The sequence below is a fragment of the Streptococcus entericus DSM 14446 genome (assembly GCF_000380025.1).
Classification (GTDB): Bacteria; Bacillota; Bacilli; order Lactobacillales; family Streptococcaceae; genus Streptococcus; species Streptococcus entericus.
On sequence record NZ_KB904156.1, the window covers coordinates 199897 to 214550 of the forward strand.

At 46.3% G+C, this 14654-nt stretch carries 22 protein-coding genes; all 22 read left to right on the forward strand.

Annotation, left to right across the window (positions count from 1 at the left end; genetic code table 11):
• Positions 1–90: 90 nt before the first annotated feature.
• Positions 91–951 carry a polyamine aminopropyltransferase gene (gene speE / locus A3GW_RS0102415; RefSeq protein ID WP_026216547.1) on the forward strand — a complete coding sequence of 287 codons (861 nt, stop codon included), beginning with the start codon at positions 91–93 and terminating at the stop codon, positions 949–951.
• Positions 948–2207: a saccharopine dehydrogenase family protein gene (locus A3GW_RS0102420; RefSeq protein WP_018367732.1), complete on the forward strand. Its 1260-nt coding sequence runs from the start codon at positions 948–950 to the stop codon at positions 2205–2207. The genes speE and A3GW_RS0102420 overlap by 4 nt, the downstream gene beginning before the upstream one ends.
• Positions 2207–3334 carry a carboxynorspermidine decarboxylase gene (gene nspC / locus A3GW_RS0102425; RefSeq protein WP_018367733.1) on the forward strand — a complete coding sequence of 376 codons (1128 nt, stop codon included), beginning with the start codon at positions 2207–2209 and terminating at the stop codon, positions 3332–3334. The genes A3GW_RS0102420 and nspC overlap by 1 nt, the downstream gene beginning before the upstream one ends.
• Before the next feature lie 15 nt (positions 3335–3349).
• Positions 3350–3679, forward strand: coding sequence for a DUF6572 domain-containing protein (locus A3GW_RS11200; RefSeq protein ID WP_018367734.1), 330 nt, complete (start codon positions 3350–3352; stop codon positions 3677–3679).
• 13 nt (positions 3680–3692) lie between these two features.
• Positions 3693–4793, forward strand: coding sequence for an agmatine deiminase (gene aguA, locus A3GW_RS0102435; RefSeq protein ID WP_018367735.1), 1101 nt, complete (start codon positions 3693–3695; stop codon positions 4791–4793).
• A complete protein-coding gene (locus A3GW_RS0102440) occupies positions 4786–5151 on the forward strand; it encodes a GNAT family N-acetyltransferase (protein WP_018367736.1) in 366 nt (121 codons plus the stop codon). Before aguA ends, A3GW_RS0102440 begins: the two co-directional genes overlap by 8 nt.
• Before the next feature lie 18 nt (positions 5152–5169).
• Positions 5170–6045 (forward strand): N-carbamoylputrescine amidase, encoded by an 876-nt coding sequence (gene aguB / locus A3GW_RS0102445; RefSeq protein ID WP_018367737.1) that lies wholly within the window; start codon positions 5170–5172, stop codon positions 6043–6045.
• A 12-nt stretch (positions 6046–6057) separates the two neighbouring features.
• Positions 6058–6291 (forward strand): GlsB/YeaQ/YmgE family stress response membrane protein, encoded by a 234-nt coding sequence (locus A3GW_RS0102450; protein WP_018367738.1) that lies wholly within the window; start codon positions 6058–6060, stop codon positions 6289–6291.
• Between the two features lie 189 nt (positions 6292–6480).
• A complete protein-coding gene (locus tag A3GW_RS0102455) occupies positions 6481–7107 on the forward strand; it encodes a GntR family transcriptional regulator (protein ID WP_018367739.1) in 627 nt (208 codons plus the stop codon).
• Positions 7108–7458: 351 nt separating this feature from the next.
• Positions 7459–8031, forward strand: coding sequence for an alkaline shock response membrane anchor protein AmaP (amaP, locus tag A3GW_RS0102460; protein ID WP_018367740.1), 573 nt, complete (start codon positions 7459–7461; stop codon positions 8029–8031).
• Positions 8032–8040: 9 nt separating this feature from the next.
• Positions 8041–8241: a DUF2273 domain-containing protein gene (locus tag A3GW_RS0102465; RefSeq protein WP_018367741.1), complete on the forward strand. Its 201-nt coding sequence runs from the start codon at positions 8041–8043 to the stop codon at positions 8239–8241.
• A gap of 15 nt (positions 8242–8256) precedes the next feature.
• On the forward strand, positions 8257–8781 hold the full coding sequence (locus tag A3GW_RS0102470; RefSeq protein ID WP_018367742.1) for an Asp23/Gls24 family envelope stress response protein: 525 nt from the start codon (positions 8257–8259) through the stop codon (positions 8779–8781).
• 23 nt (positions 8782–8804) lie between these two features.
• Entirely contained in the window at positions 8805–8996 is a 192-nt protein-coding gene (locus tag A3GW_RS0102475) for a CsbD family protein (RefSeq protein WP_018367743.1), read from the forward strand.
• A gap of 21 nt (positions 8997–9017) precedes the next feature.
• Positions 9018–9566: an Asp23/Gls24 family envelope stress response protein gene (locus A3GW_RS0102480; RefSeq protein ID WP_018367744.1), complete on the forward strand. Its 549-nt coding sequence runs from the start codon at positions 9018–9020 to the stop codon at positions 9564–9566.
• Between the two features lie 36 nt (positions 9567–9602).
• A complete protein-coding gene (locus A3GW_RS0102485; RefSeq protein ID WP_018367745.1) occupies positions 9603–9845 on the forward strand; it encodes a GlsB/YeaQ/YmgE family stress response membrane protein in 243 nt (80 codons plus the stop codon).
• Positions 9846–10258: 413 nt separating this feature from the next.
• Positions 10259–10453, forward strand: a complete 195-nt coding sequence (locus A3GW_RS0102490; RefSeq protein ID WP_018367746.1) for a hypothetical protein — start codon at positions 10259–10261, stop codon at positions 10451–10453.
• Positions 10454–10508: 55 nt separating this feature from the next.
• Positions 10509–11147, forward strand: coding sequence for a CPBP family intramembrane glutamic endopeptidase (locus tag A3GW_RS0102495; protein WP_018367747.1), 639 nt, complete (start codon positions 10509–10511; stop codon positions 11145–11147).
• Between the two features lies 1 nt (position 11148).
• The gene (locus tag A3GW_RS0102500; RefSeq protein WP_018367748.1) at positions 11149–11364 is read left to right on the forward strand and encodes a helix-turn-helix transcriptional regulator; all 216 of its coding nucleotides are present in this window, start codon (positions 11149–11151) and stop codon (positions 11362–11364) included.
• Positions 11361–11711: a hypothetical protein gene (locus A3GW_RS0102505; protein ID WP_018367749.1), complete on the forward strand. Its 351-nt coding sequence runs from the start codon at positions 11361–11363 to the stop codon at positions 11709–11711. The genes A3GW_RS0102500 and A3GW_RS0102505 overlap by 4 nt, the downstream gene beginning before the upstream one ends.
• Before the next feature lie 16 nt (positions 11712–11727).
• Complete coding sequence (locus A3GW_RS0102510; RefSeq protein WP_018367750.1) at positions 11728–12471, forward strand: DUF3169 family protein; 744 nt, start codon at positions 11728–11730, stop codon at positions 12469–12471.
• Positions 12472–12642: 171 nt separating this feature from the next.
• Positions 12643–12906 carry a phosphocarrier protein HPr gene (locus A3GW_RS0102515; protein ID WP_018367751.1) on the forward strand — a complete coding sequence of 88 codons (264 nt, stop codon included), beginning with the start codon at positions 12643–12645 and terminating at the stop codon, positions 12904–12906.
• A 2-nt stretch (positions 12907–12908) separates the two neighbouring features.
• Positions 12909–14639, forward strand: coding sequence for a phosphoenolpyruvate--protein phosphotransferase (ptsP, locus tag A3GW_RS0102520; protein ID WP_018367752.1), 1731 nt, complete (start codon positions 12909–12911; stop codon positions 14637–14639).
• Positions 14640–14654 lie beyond the last annotated feature (15 nt).

The window sequence follows — 14654 nt, forward strand, 5'->3', positions numbered from 1 at the left end:
AATCTTTCCCTGATGCCAAGCATCAGCGTCAGATTTCCTATTTTTCTACGAAAAGTTTCGGCGAGCCGAACCGTCCCTTTGTATCTTATTATGGAAATGTGGTTTTCTGAAATCCATACGCCGGATGCGAAGTTGTCCATTCGTACGAGTCAGCAGCTTTATGCTGGTCAGAGCGAGTTTCAGGACATCGCGGTGTTGGATTCTCCTGCTTTCGGACGGATTTTGACCTTGAATGGTAAGATTTTGTTTTCGGATGCAGATGATTTTGTTTACAATGAAATGGTGGCCCATGTGCCCATGGCTGTTCACCCCAATCCCAAGAAAATCCTGATTTTAGGTGGGGGTGATGGTGGTGTGGCTCAGGTGCTTAGCCTTTACCCTGACATCGAACAGATTGATGTGGTTGAACCTGACGAGATGCTGGTTGAGGTGTGTCGGGAGTATTTTCCTGACTATGCCAAGGGGCTGGATGACCCACGGGTGTCGGTCTACTTGCAGGATGGACTACGGTTCTTGCGCAACTGCGAGAATGAGTACGACGTCATCATCAACGACGCGACCGATCCCTTTGGGCACACGGAAGGGCTCTTTACCAAGGAGTTTTATGGCAATAGCTTCCGCGCCCTTAAGGATGACGGGATTATGATTTACCAGCATGGGAGCCCGTTTTTTGACGAGGACGAGTCGGCCTGCCGTTCCATGCACCGCAAGGCGACCCAGTCCTTCCCCATCAGTCGGGTTTACCAAGCCCATATCCCGACTAGTCCAGCGGGTTACTGGCTCTTTGGCTTTGCGTCTAAGGTCTATCACCCTGTCCATGATTTTGACAAGGAGCGCTGGAAATCGCGCCAGCTTTTTACCGAATACTATACTGCCAATCTGCACGTGGGCGCCTTTATGTTGCCCCGCTATGTGGAAGATATTTTAGAAGAAGAGGAGAATAAAAAATGAGTCGTTTGTTAGTTATTGGTTGTGGGGGCGTTGCCCAAGTGGCCATCAGTAAAATCTGTCAAGCTGAGGACACCTTTACCGAGATTATGATTGCCAGTCGCACCAAGTCCAAGTGTGACGACCTCAAGGCTAAACTGGAGGGCAAGACCAGCGTTAAGATTGAGACAGCTAGTCTCGATGCCGACAAGGTGGACGAGGTGATTGCCCTGATTGAGAGCTACCAGCCTAAGGCTGTTCTCAACGTTGCCCTGCCTTATCAGGATTTGACCATTATGGATGCCTGCTTGGCGACAGGGGTTCACTACATTGACACCGCTAACTACGAGGCGGAGAACACCGAAGACCCGGAATGGCGGGCGATTTATGAGAAGCGTTGTGAGGAAGAAGGCTTCACTGCCTACTTTGACTACTCCTGGCAGTGGGCTTATCAGGAGCGTTTTGAAAAAGCAGGGCTGACAGCCTTGCTCGGTTCAGGCTTTGACCCAGGGGTGACCAGCGTGTTTACCGCCTACGCCCTCAAGCACTATTTTGATGAGATTCACTACATCGACATCTTGGACTGCAATGGCGGTGACCACGGTTACCCATTTGCCACCAACTTTAACCCTGAAATCAACCTGCGTGAAGTGTCAGCTCCAGGCTCCTACTGGGAAGATGGTAAGTGGGTGGAAGTGGAAGCCATGTCCATCAAGCGTGAATACGACTTCCCAGAAGTTGGGCTCAAGGACATGTACCTGCTCCACCACGAGGAAATCGAGTCACTGGCGCGCTTTATCCCAAATGTCAAACGCATTCGCTTCTTTATGACCTTTGGGCAGTCTTACCTGACCCACATGAAGTGTTTGGAAAATGTTGGCCTGCTTCGCACCGATACCATCAATTTCAACGGTCAGGAGATTGTGCCTATCCAGTTCCTCAAGGCTCTCCTGCCTGACCCAGCCAGCCTTGGTCCTCGGACAGTTGGGAAGACCAACATCGGCTGTATTTTCACAGGTATCAAGGACGGGGTGGAGAAGACCATCTACATCTACAATGTCTGTGACCACCAAGAATGCTACCGTGAAGTCGGCTCTCAGGCCATCTCTTACACGACTGGTGTCCCAGCTATGATTGGTACCAAGCTGGTTATGGACGGGACTTGGCAGCAGCCTGGGGTCTTTAACCTGGAGCAATTGGATCCAGACCCATTTATGGACTTGCTCAACCAGTATGGTCTGCCGTGGGTGGTCGTTGAAAATCCGAAGGTTGTGGACTGATGAAACTAGAACACGTTCCAACCCCTGCCTATATCGTTGACCTGAAAAAACTCGAAGCCAATGCTCTGCTATTGTTCCAAATCCAAGAGGAGACGGGCTGTAAAATCCTGCTGGCGCAGAAGGCCTACTCGCTCTATGCCACCTACCCCCTGCTTGCTCAGTATCTGGCGGGGACGACGGCCAGTGGGCTCTATGAGGCGCGCTTGGGGCGCGAGGAGTTCGCTGGTGAGGTGCATGTTTTTGCTCCTGCCTTTAAGGACAGCGAGATTGACGAGGTGCTGTCGGTGTCTGATCATATCGTCTTTAACTCGGAGCGGCAACTGCGCAAGCACCACGCTAAGGCGCGTGCGGCTGGGGTTTCCATCGGGCTTCGGATTAACCCAGAGTGCTCGACCCAAGATGAGCAGGCCCTTTACGATCCCTGTGCCTTTGGCTCTCGCTTTGGGGTGACGCTGGACAAGTTCAGCCCTGACCTGATTGAGCTGGTGGATGGGCTGCATTTCCATACCCTTTGCGAGCAAAATTCGGATGATCTGGCAACGACCTTGCAGGCGGTGGAGGCTAAGTTCGGTGCTTACCTCCATCAGGTCAAATGGGTGAACTTTGGTGGTGGTCACCACATCACCCGTGAAGACTACGATCTTGACCTGCTCAAGTCCTGCATTCGCCACATTCAGGAGACCTATGGTGTCGAGGTGTATTTAGAACCTGGTGAAGCGGTGGCGCTTCAGGCGGGCTATCTGGCGACAGAGGTGCTGGACATTGTGGAAAACGGCATCGAGACCTTGGTGCTGGACGCCTCTGCCACCTGTCACATGCCTGATGTGCTGGAAATGCCCTACCGACCGCCCCTTCGTAACGGCTATCTGCCTGATGAGAAAGCCCACACCTACCGCTTGTCTTCCAACACCTGCTTGACAGGGGACATCATTGGAGATTACTCCTTTGACGCGCCTGTCGCCATCGGCGACCGTCTCTACTTTGAGGACATGGCCATCTATTCTTTTGTCAAGAACAATACCTTCAACGGCATCGGTCTGCCTAGTCTCTACACCATGGACAAGGATGGCGACTGCCAGCTGGTCAAAGCCTTTGGCTATGAAGACTTTAAGATGCGGTTGGGGTAGAAATAGGAGCCAATCATGACAGTCGACGAACATGACAAGATTGACGGCATGGGCATTGCTGACGATAACTCTACAGAGCTCCTGTTGATGATTGCTGACCATCTGCCTTGGGATGATGTTCTCTGGCATTTGGAGCTCTTGCAGGAAAAAATCAATGCCTACCTGTCTTTTGTAGCATCAGGCCAATTCAAAGAAACTTATCCTGATCATGCTATTCAGGCGATTAGCTTGTTGGTTTATGCCAAAGAAACGGTGCCACAAGAAGGACTGGACTTTTTAGGCAGGGTTAATCAACAACTGCAAGCCTTCCCTGACTACCAGTTCAGTATTCAATTACATTCTTAACTAAGGAGGCCCCATGACCACACCTAAAACCCTAGGCTATCGTATGCCTGCCGAGTATGAGCCCCACCAAGGGACGCTCATGATTTGGCCCATCCGCCCTGGCTCCTGGCCTTACGATGGTCATGCTGCCAAGGCGACCTTTACCCAGATTATCCGTCAGCTGGCGACCGAGGAGACCGTCTACCTGCTAGTGGACGCCCAGCACCTGCCTGAGGCCAGAGCTGCCTTGGGCGATGCCGTGACCTATTTGGATCTGCCGACCAACGACGCTTGGGCTCGGGACACAGGGCCGACGGTTTTGGTCAATGGCCGAGCAGATTTACTGGCTGTCGACTGGAGCTTCAACGCTTGGGGTGGGGCCGTTGACGGGCTTTATCAGGACTATGCGGACGATGACTTGATGGCCAGTCGTTTTGCGGACGCTCTGGGTCTGCCTGTCTACTCCGCCAAGCCCTTCGTCCTTGAAGGTGGTGCGATTCATAGCGACGGTGAGGGAACGATTCTTGTTACCGAGAGCTGCTTACTCAGCCCAGGACGAAACCCTCACCTAACAAAAGAGCAAATCGAACAACAGCTTCTGACTTATCTAGGTGCGGATAAGGTCATCTGGTTGCCTAACGGCATTTACAACGATGAGACCAATGAGCATGTTGACAACATCTGTGCCTTTGTCGGACCAGCAGAGCTGGTGCTGGCCTGGACAGATGATGAGACTGACCCTCAGTACCCCCTGTCCAAAGCCAACTGGGACTACCTTCAAACCGTGACCGATGCCAAGGGCAGACCATTCACTGTGCACAAGCTCCTTATTCCCAAGGAAACGGTCTGTGTCAAAGAAGAGGACCTAGCAGGTTATGTCTACGAGGAAGGCGAGCAGGAGCGAACGGCAGGGGAGCGACTGGCAGCCAGTTATGTTAATTTCTACATCAGCAACCAGTCCATTTTTCTGCCTGTTTTTGATGATCCTCACGACCAGTTGGCTATCGACTTATTAGCTCAGCTATTTCCTACACGAACCATCCGACCAATTCCTGCCAGAAGCCTGCTCCTCGGTGGTGGCAACATCCACTGCCTGACCCAGCAGATTCCTGCTGGTGGAGGTGCCGATGATTAGGGTGAGACCTGGAGAACCTGCTGATGCAGTAGCCCTTTCAGCATTGTACCAGCAAGAGGGCTGGTTGACTTTTAATGATAAGGTCAATCAACTGATGACTCATTCCGCCTATCTGGTGCTTGTTGCCGATGAGACCGTGATTGGTTTTGTTCGTTATTTGACCAATCAGCTGGTCACAACCTTTGTTTGTGAATGCCTCGTGTCTGAAACTTATCGGGGTAAGGGTTACGGCAGTCTTTTACTTGATGAGTTGCAAGCAGCTTATCCAACAACGAGATTAGAGCTAATTTCCCAAGCAGACAGCTTTTATGACAATAATAGATTTAGAGTGGTTGGCACAGGTTTTCGCCGACCGTGATTAGAGAGAAGGACACCCATGAGAAACGTAACCGTTGCTGCCATTCAGATGCAGTGCCAAGAAGCGGTAGCAGCTAACCTAGCCACCGCCGAGCGTCTGGTGCGTCAGGCTGCTAGCCAAGGCGCCCAGATTATCCTCTTGCCAGAGCTCTTTGAGCGCCCGTATTTCTGTCAAGAGCGCCAGTATGATTTTTATGATTATGCCAAGTCCGTTGAGGACAATGATGCCATTCAGCATTTCAAGCCTATTGCTCGTGAGTTGGGTGTGGTTTTGCCTATCAGTTTCTATGAAAAAGATGGCAATTCCCTTTATAACTCCATCGGTGTCATTGATGCTGATGGTGAGGTTCTGGGGGTTTACCGCAAGACCCATATCCCAGATGACCACTACTACCAAGAGAAATTTTACTTCACGCCAGGTAACACAGGCTTCAAGGTCTGGGAGACCAAATACGCCAAGATTGGCATCGGCATTTGTTGGGATCAGTGGTTCCCAGAAACAGCTCGTTGCTTGGCCTTGAATGGGGCAGAACTCCTCTTTTACCCGACGGCTATTGGCTCTGAGCCTATTTTAGGAACAGATAGCACAGGACACTGGAAGCGCGCCATGCAGGGACACGCCGCAGCCAATATCATGCCAGTCATCGCTGCCAACCGCGTCGGTCTGGAGGAAGTCTTCCCCCAGGAGGCCAACGGCGGACAGAGCTCCCAGCTTAATTTCTACGGCACTTCCTTTTTGACCGATGAGACAGGCGACCTGCTCCAAGAAGCCGATAAGACTAGCGAGACGGTTCTCTTAGCGACCTATGACTTGGACAAGGGGCGCCGTGAGCGTCTGGACTGGGGGCTCTTCCGTGACCGCAGACCGCACATGTATGCACGAATTGCAGAATAGGAGAAAGAAGATATGATTTGGAAACTGATTGTCGGTGCCTTGATTGGCTCTATTGGCGGAGCCTTGACAAAGAAAGGAGGTCAGGGTTGCCTTGCTAACATTTTAGCAGGTATCGCAGGCTCTTATGTTGGTCATGCCTTATTGGGTGACTGGGGACCATCTTTGGCTGGAATGGCGCTGGTGCCTTCTATTATCGGAGCAGCTTTAGTCACTATTGTTGTGGCGCATTTTCTTGGTCGCGATTAAAAATTTGTCTATTCAAACAGAAAAAGTTGCCTAGTGATTAGGACAGGAAGTGGTCACTTTATGCCTAGTCAACTTAGCCATAGCCAGTTCTGCTATGTCAGAAAGACTAACCTTGTAAAGTAAAGCGGTACCATTTTTATCGAAAGTATGCTATAATGGTTATAAAGGTAAAGAGGAGGACGTGGAGTTATGCCTAAAGTTGAAAACATTGTGACCTCAAAATACCAAAAGGTCGCTCTTGAAATTGCCGGACGAATAGCTGATGGCAAGTATCAAGTTGGGGAAAAACTCAAGTCACGCTCAACCATTGCGAGTAACTTTGGTGTCTCTCCTGAAACGGCTAGAAAAGCGATAAATGTTTTGGTTGACCTAGGCATCTTGGAGGTCCGCCAAGGTAGTGGTTCTAAAATTATTTCTAAGGAAAAGGCTGAGGAATTTATCACTCAATTTGACTCAGAAAATAATATCAAGACGCTGTCCAAAGATATAATTGCAACCATCAATTACCAGAAAAAGGCCATGGATAGTATGAAACAGATGATTCATGCCTTTATGAATCAGGCTTCATTGGCAAAAAAACACTATCCGTTTCGTCCTTATGAACTAACAGTTACAGGAACGAGTAAGCTTGGACAAAGTCTGGCAGATCTTAATCTCTGGCATCAGACAGGAGCGACCATTATTGCGATTCAGCATGAGGAGAACCTCATCTTATCGCCTGGGCCTTATGAAACGATTCAGGCTGAGGATATTCTCTATGTGGTTGGTGATGACCAGGTTTTAGCTAGAGTCGATGCCTTTTTCAACCAAGACTAATGCTAAGAACGTGATTGCTATAAGTAGAAGATGACAATGACTAATAGCTCTATTTTTCCCTTGTTTTCAGGCAAGGGAAATTTTTTTGTGAAAAAGTGATAAAAAACGCTTGCAATTTCATTTCATTTATGATAAACTGACAACATAAAGATGTATAGGGGTATACAACTTTGTGTGGTCACTTTGATTTATCAAAATGAACGGATAAATCATTAAGACCGTCATCAAATGTTTTTAGAAAACTGGTAACTCCATAGAGTGTGTTCATTGCTGGATTCTCTAGTAACATTATCGGACGTTCTGCCAATCGGTTATAGATAGCAGTCGTTACACAAAGATATAGGAGGAGAAATGTCAAAACTGACTAAACTAATAAGCATTGTGACGGGCATTGTCTTACTGACACTCTTGTTACCCTTGCTGGTAACCAGTGCCCTTGATGCCAATGTGCCACCGCAGTTGCTAGCTTTGAGGGATTTATCGGGCATTCAGTTCCCTTTTAGGCACCTCATTGCTACCTACACTTTTTGGGTTGCTTTAGCCCTTATTGTCGCCGTTTTTATCGGTATTTTAGTGATTATTTTCTTCCCACGCTTGCAAACAGAATTACCTTTAGCTAAAAAGGATGGGCAGTTAGTGCTTAGCAAATCAGCTATTGATGGTCTGGTTAAATCTGTTGTCCAAGAACATGGTCTGATGAAAACCCCAACCATTAAGACCAAGCTCTACAAGCGTCGTTTTAAAGTAAAAGTGACTGGTGATGTCGTTCCAAAATATGATGTTGTCAATCGCACTAATCACTTAAAATCAGATATTGAGCGGACCTTGCGTGAATTTGTCGGTGTGGAACAGCCGATTGACCTAGTGGTCGTCGTTAAACAAGTCGACAAAACAGGCTCAAGCAAACAGAGTCGTGTCATTTAAGGAGGTTGTATGGATTTTATTCGTGAGTACAAATATGCAATCGCAGGAGCTATCATAGCACTCTTGCTGATGCTGATTATCCTCAGTTTTGGATTCTTCAAAACCCTCTTGTTAGTGATCATTGTAGCACTCGGTGCAATCATTGGTCATCAGTTCAAAGACACCGGTATTTTAGAAAAATACCTTATTAAATTAAGAAACAAATTGTAAAAAGGAGATAGATGGATGACAACTACAGTAACCCCAGTGACTCCAGTTGCTGTAACTGGTGCCTTGACCTATGAAAATAAGGTTATCGAAAAAATTGTTGGCTATGCCCTAGAGCATATTGATGGTCTCTTGGCTGTTGATGGTGGCTTCTTTTCTAACTTGAAAAATAAGGTTGTATCGACCGATAATGTCACAGATGGCATCAATGTTGAAGTTGGGACGAAGCAAGTCGCTGTTGATTTGAAGGTGATTGTTGAATACCAAAAACATGTTGGGACAATTTTTGAAAACATCAAGCGTGTTATTGTCGAAGAAGTTAGCAAAATGACCGACCTTGAGGTGGTTGAGGTCAATGTGACCGTTGTTGACATTAAGACAAGAGCCCAGCACGAAGCTGATTCCATTACTGTTCAAGATCGTCTAGAGAATGCCGCAAGTACAACCGGAGAATTTGCGAGCAAACAAGCTGACCATGTCAAGTCAGCTGTATCTGGCACAGTAACTACAATCAAAGAGAACACAGAACCACGTGTGGTTTAATAAAAATAGAGAGGTTTATCATCATGACACAAGAAAAATTTGACGCAAAACTAGACCAAGTTGCAGGCGGTATTAAAGAGGCTGCTGGTAAAGTCACAGGAGACAAACAGTTAGAGGCTGAAGGAACGGCTGAAAAACTTGGTGGAAAAATCAAGGAAGGTATCGAAGATGCCAAAGCAACTGTTAAAGGGGCTATTGATAGCCTCCTAAAATAAAGACAAACAAAGGAGAAATAGATGACAAATCAAGCAAATAAACCAGCAGAAACTACTCTAGTAAAACCAATTAAAACAAGTTTGACCTATGAAAACAAGGTGATTGAGAAAATCGTCGGTCATGCTTTAGAAACCGTTGATGGCTTGTTGGCTGTTAGTGGAGGCTTCTTCACTGACTTAAAAAACAAGACCTTCAACGCTGAAAAGGTCACTGATGGTGTCAATGTTGAAGTTGGTACAAAAGAAGTTGCGGTTGACCTTGACATTATTGTTGAGTACCAAAAAGACATTCCTGCCATCGCGGAACAAATCAAGGAAGTTGTTAGCCGTGAAGTGGAACGGATGACCAAGTTAGTCTTGGTTGAGCTTAATGTTAACGTTGTTGATGTTAAGACACGTGCCGAACACGTTGCCGATTCAATCACCGTACAAGACAGGGTTGAATATGCGGCACAGTCAGCAAGTGACTTTGCATCTGAACAAGCAGGGAAAGCTCGTGTGGCCTTCTCAAATGGTATCGATACCGCCAAAGAAACAATCAGTGACGCGACAGAAGCTCGTGTAAACTAATGTTTAAGAGTTAAGAAAGAGAAAGGAAATAATATTATGGAATTCATTTGGACCCTTATCGTCGGAGCAATCATCGGGGCAATCGGTGGTGCAATCACTAAAAAAGGACCTTCAGGTTGGATTGCTAACATCGTTGCTGGTATTGTCGGTTCTTACGTTGGTCAGGCACTTTTTGGTGTGTGGGGACCAACTGCTGCTGGCATGGCAATCGTCCCATCAATTATCGGTGCGGCTCTTGTTACAATTGTTGCAGCTTACTTCTTTGGAAGAAAAGGCTAATCGTCTAAAAAAGTTATTTCTAGGGCAGGAACTTCTCGTTCCTGTCTTTTTATCATTGAACAACGAATAGAAGGGAGAAGTGTTGTTCTACAATGATTTAATCTCTTGACGATAATCATATCTAAAATGACAATAAAAATTATTTTTTTGACAAAAATAGTTGTCAAAAATAAAATGATGTGTTACAATGAATTTGTTAAATAAAATAAATCGATTAGAGGAGGTTAACATGAGAGGAAAAGCTAATCAATTTTTATCGGTATTGCTCTGGGTCTTGTTTTATACGGTCTCTTAGAGAGTTTACTAGCAGTCGTGATGACACTTGTTGGATTAGTTATCATCAGGGGTTTGGGTCTTAATTCTCACCAGATAAGTAAGAACCTAGCAAGATTAGTGAAGGAAAGGGGAATGTCATGAAAAGGTCAGTTTCAACAATAAAGGCAGTTCTCATTGTTGGTATGATAACCATTATAGGATTTTTATGCGGTATAACGGTGGGGCTGTCTGATGTCGGTGGTGAGATTAGTTGGTGGTTCGATAGTCTTCTCTTTATCAGTCCCTTGCTATCAGTCATAGCTCTGCTATTAGCGGACAAGGAGAAGGAATAGTAGTGACTATGATTGTTTATGTTAAGGCATCTCTAATTAGTGAAAGGAAAATATGATGAAAAAAACACTGGAAAAATGGCAAGTTCTCTTGCTCGGTGCTCTTCTGTTTATGGCAGATCTTCAGCTGATAGCCCGGATTGGTTCTTCAGAGGATTGGCTTGTTGCAGTTTTATGTGTGCTGTTGGCACTGGTTACGGCTTACGTGATCTGGCGTGGTAAGCTGCTCAAAGGAAGTGTTACACTGGTCTGGTGGCAATATTTATTGGCGATGGGGCTGGGGTTATTTGCAGTTTATTTTTTCAAAATTTTAGGAGCCATGCTTCTTATGATTGAACATGGTCCAGGTTACATGCCTAATAACCAGCAGGCCATTATGGATGCTGGCATGCCTCCCTATCTCCTGTTTGCTTTTTCAGTCGTTTTGGCGCCAGTGATTGAGGAGTTTGTGATGCGAGGTCTGGTGATGGGAAAACTATTTAATCCTCGCTCCATTTGGGGGCTGTTAATCAGCAGTTTTGTCTTTGGATTCTTGCATAGCCCATCAGACTTAGGGAGCTGGGTCATGTATGGTGGCATGGGGCTGGCGCTTGGGCTGGTTTATCGCTACACTGAACGATTGGATGTCGCTATCGGGGTCCATGCGCTTAACAACCTGATAGGATTTGTCGTGATGATGACGATGGCAGGAGGTTAAGATGGATACTGTAAAAAATCGTCTCAAAGAGCTGCGTGCCAGAGACAGTCTAAATCAGACGGAGTTGGCTAAATTAGCACAGATTTCTCGTCAGACAGTCAGTCTGATTGAACGTGGCGAATACCTGCCCTCCATTCTTATTGCCCTGAAAATCGCCAAGATTTTCAAAGAGCCTGTTGAGCAGGTCTTTTCCCTCGCAGAAGGAGAGAGTAAATGACAACGAAAACATCGACAACTAAAATCGTCTACCAGAGCCTTGGGCTGATATTCTTAGTGCTATCAATCCTGATGGTTGTTATCAGCTTTTTCCAATCAGGTCAACAAGTTGTTGATCTTAACTGGCTGTTTTACCTCTTTGTGGGTCTTATTCACTTGAAAAAGGGTGAGTTGTATCAGCTCCAAAAAACGAAGCCTTGGGTGGGTTGGCTCTTGGCACTACCCGCTATTTTAGGACTTTTAATCGTCATATTGACAGATGCGACCAAGATGTCATCAGGCATTTCGATAGATATATTTACCGTCATCTTATATAGTGGGACACTGGCGATGATGGAAGAAAAGTAGATAAGGAGAGAACATCGTGAATAAAGACACAATCAAGCGTTTAGTGAAGCAGTTAGGAGTTGGTGCTCTTATCGGAGGACCGGTTGGATTTTTAGTTGGGTATTTTGGATTACTTGAAAAATCCGTGGTTGTTAGTGAGACCTTGCTACAAGATTTAGCTCACCTGTTTGGATATTTGGGCTTAGGTTTAGGTCTGGTGCTTAGCGGTTACTTAACGATCCGAGTTAAGCATGGGGTTAAGCAATATCTAGAAGTCAGTGAAGAGGAGGTTGATGAGTACCTTTATCGTCAGGTTAATCGTTGTCATGGCTATGCGATGGTGGCAACTGGTGTATCAATAATTTTTGCCTTTTTGCTGATGTTTTTGGGCTATCAGGTAACTGTTTTTGACGATAGTGCTAGCTTAGTGATTCCTATTTTTGGACTTTTAGGGTTGGTGATTGCGAGTAGCTTGCAGATGTATCAGTTGAAATTGTACAATGACTTGCGAGGGCTTGACATGCCCTTGCTACCAACGCTAAAGGAGTTGAAAAACAACGTCATGCGGCAGGATGAGGCCGAGTTGCAAGCTAACTACAAGATGGCCTTTGAAACCATTATGGGCTTGTCTAATGTCGTTATTCCTACACTTTATATTGTGCTATTTTTCCTCGCTCAGTTGACCAAGCAGAGTACCTTGATGGGTTTCGTTGTTTTAGCAACCATTCACCTTTACATCATGATTAAAAACATCAAGATGACCAGAGAGTTTTATAAATAAGCCTTAAAGATCTGGTCTTTGGCAGATGAAAATCACCGTAAGGGATTTCCAAAACTTTCCATAAACCTATTTTTTATCTTGAAAATAAATGGAGAGTATGGTATAATCTTAACTTGTAAGGGTTATCATCTTGATTACCCAAAAAACAACAATACATAAAGGAGAACCATTATGGCTTCTAAAGATTTCCACATCGTTGCTGAAACAGGTATTCACGCACGTCCAGCTACTTTGCTTGTGCAAACAGCTAGCAAGTTTGCTTCTGACATCACCCTTGAGTACAAAGGCAAATCTGTTAACTTGAAATCAATCATGGGCGTGATGAGCCTTGGTGTTGGTCAAGGTGCTGATGTGACCATCTCAACAGAAGGTGCTGATGCTGACGATGCTATCGTTGCCATCGAGGAAACAATGACAAAAGAAGGGTTGATCTAAACATGACAGATAAGCTGAAAGGAATCGCAGCGTCTGATGGCGTTGCAGTTGCTAAGGCCTATCTACTTGTTCAACCGGACCTGTCTTTTGAGACTATTACAGTTGAGAACACAGGTGCAGAAGAGGCTCGTCTCGATGCGGCGCTTGCCAAGTCACAAGACGAGCTTTCTGCTATCCGTAACAAGGCAGTAGATACCCTTGGTGAAGAAGCAGCAGCAGTTTTTGATGCGCATTTGATGGTTCTTGCAGACCCAGAAATGGTTGGTCAGATTAAAGAAACGATTCGTGCTAAGCAAGTTAATGCAGAAGCTGGTCTTAAAGAAGTGACGGACATGTTTGTCAATATCTTTGAGAGCATGGACGACAACCCATATATGCAGGAGCGTGCAGCAGATATTCGTGACGTGGCTAAACGTGTCTTGGCTAACTTGCTTGGGGTGAGTTTGCCAAACCCGGCGACTATTTCAGAAGAGTCTATTGTGATTGCCCATGACTTGACTCCGTCTGATACAGCTCAGTTGGATAAGAATTTTGTCAAGGCGTTCGTCACCAATATCGGTGGACGGACGTCACACTCTGCCATCATGGCACGTACCCTTGAGATTGCAGCTGTTCTTGGAACCAACAACATCACTGAAATCGTGAAAAATGGTGATGTCTTGGCGGTTAATGGTATTACAGGTGAGGTTGTTATCAACCCATCTGATGATGTGATTGCTGAATTCAAAGCAGCTGGCGAAGCTTACGCTAAGCAAAAAGCAGAGTGGGCACTCTTGAAAGATGCTCAAACGGTGACTGCTGACGGTAAGCACTTTGAGCTTGCAGCTAATATCGGTACACCAAAAGACGTTGAAGGGGTAAATGACAACGGTGCTGAGGCTGTTGGTCTCTACCGTACCGAGTTCCTTTACATGGATTCACAAGACTTCCCGACAGAAGACGAGCAATACGAAGCCTATAAGGCAGTGCTTGAAGGCATGAACGGTAAGCCAGTTGTGGTTCGGACCATGGACATCGGTGGTGACAAGGAGTTGCCATACTTTGACATGCCACATGAGATGAACCCATTCCTTGGATTCCGCGCCCTTCGTATCTCTATCTCTGAAACAGGCGATGCCATGTTCCGTACACAAATCCGTGCGCTTCTTCGTGCGTCTGTACACGGACAACTTCGCATCATGTTCCCAATGGTGGCGCTCTTGAGCGAGTTCCGTGCAGCGAAGAAAGTCTTTGATGAAGAAAAGGCGAAGTTGCACGCAGAAGGCGTTGCAGTAGCAGACGATATCCAAGTCGGTATCATGATTGAAATCCCTGCAGCAGCTATGTTGGCGGACCAGTTTGCCAAGGAAGTGGACTTCTTCTCCATCGGTACTAACGACTTGATCCAGTACACCATGGCAGCTGACCGTATGAATGAGCAGGTTTCTTACCTCTACCAACCTTACAACCCATCTATCTTGCGTTTGATCAACAATGTGATCAAAGCAGCGCACGCTGAAGGCAAGTGGGCTGGTATGTGTGGTGAGATGGCGGGTGATCAGCAAGCTGTACCGCTTCTGGTTGGTATGGGCTTGGATGAGTTCTCCATGTCAGCGACTTCTGTCCTTCGGACACGTAGCTTGATGAAAACTCTTGATACCAAGAAGATGGAAGAGTATGCTCACCGTGCCTTGAACGAATGTTCAACAGCAGAAGAAGTGCTTGAACTGCAAAAAGAGTATGTGACGGTTTAAAATAACAAAAGAAAA

Bases quoted from the DNA above. Each gene is read 5' to 3' on its own strand.
- A3GW_RS0102480 (WP_018367744.1), top strand. From the start codon at position 9,018: ATGACAAATCAAGCAAATAAACCAGCAGAAACTACTCTAGTAAAACCA.
- A3GW_RS0102470 (WP_018367742.1), top strand. From the start codon at position 8,257: ATGACAACTACAGTAACCCCAGTGACTCCAGTTGCTGTAACTGGTGCC.
- A3GW_RS0102475 (WP_018367743.1), top strand. From the start codon at position 8,805: ATGACACAAGAAAAATTTGACGCAAAACTAGACCAAGTTGCAGGCGGT.
- A3GW_RS0102420 (WP_018367732.1), top strand. From the start codon at position 948: ATGAGTCGTTTGTTAGTTATTGGTTGTGGGGGCGTTGCCCAAGTGGCC.
- nspC (WP_018367733.1), top strand. From the start codon at position 2,207: ATGAAACTAGAACACGTTCCAACCCCTGCCTATATCGTTGACCTGAAA.
- A3GW_RS0102500 (WP_018367748.1), top strand. From the start codon at position 11,149: ATGGATACTGTAAAAAATCGTCTCAAAGAGCTGCGTGCCAGAGACAGT.
- ptsP (WP_018367752.1), top strand. From the start codon at position 12,909: ATGACAGATAAGCTGAAAGGAATCGCAGCGTCTGATGGCGTTGCAGTT.
- A3GW_RS0102505 (WP_018367749.1), top strand. From the start codon at position 11,361: ATGACAACGAAAACATCGACAACTAAAATCGTCTACCAGAGCCTTGGG.
- aguA (WP_018367735.1), top strand. From the start codon at position 3,693: ATGACCACACCTAAAACCCTAGGCTATCGTATGCCTGCCGAGTATGAG.
- A3GW_RS0102515 (WP_018367751.1), top strand. From the start codon at position 12,643: ATGGCTTCTAAAGATTTCCACATCGTTGCTGAAACAGGTATTCACGCA.
- A3GW_RS0102495 (WP_018367747.1), top strand. From the start codon at position 10,509: ATGAAAAAAACACTGGAAAAATGGCAAGTTCTCTTGCTCGGTGCTCTT.
- A3GW_RS0102440 (WP_018367736.1), top strand. From the start codon at position 4,786: ATGATTAGGGTGAGACCTGGAGAACCTGCTGATGCAGTAGCCCTTTCA.
- A3GW_RS0102490 (WP_018367746.1), top strand. From the start codon at position 10,259: ATGAAAAGGTCAGTTTCAACAATAAAGGCAGTTCTCATTGTTGGTATG.
- A3GW_RS0102455 (WP_018367739.1), top strand. From the start codon at position 6,481: ATGCCTAAAGTTGAAAACATTGTGACCTCAAAATACCAAAAGGTCGCT.
- amaP (WP_018367740.1), top strand. From the start codon at position 7,459: ATGTCAAAACTGACTAAACTAATAAGCATTGTGACGGGCATTGTCTTA.
- A3GW_RS0102450 (WP_018367738.1), top strand. From the start codon at position 6,058: ATGATTTGGAAACTGATTGTCGGTGCCTTGATTGGCTCTATTGGCGGA.
- speE (WP_026216547.1), top strand. From the start codon at position 91: ATGGAAATGTGGTTTTCTGAAATCCATACGCCGGATGCGAAGTTGTCC.
- A3GW_RS0102465 (WP_018367741.1), top strand. From the start codon at position 8,041: ATGGATTTTATTCGTGAGTACAAATATGCAATCGCAGGAGCTATCATA.
- A3GW_RS11200 (WP_018367734.1), top strand. From the start codon at position 3,350: ATGACAGTCGACGAACATGACAAGATTGACGGCATGGGCATTGCTGAC.
- aguB (WP_018367737.1), top strand. From the start codon at position 5,170: ATGAGAAACGTAACCGTTGCTGCCATTCAGATGCAGTGCCAAGAAGCG.
- A3GW_RS0102485 (WP_018367745.1), top strand. From the start codon at position 9,603: ATGGAATTCATTTGGACCCTTATCGTCGGAGCAATCATCGGGGCAATC.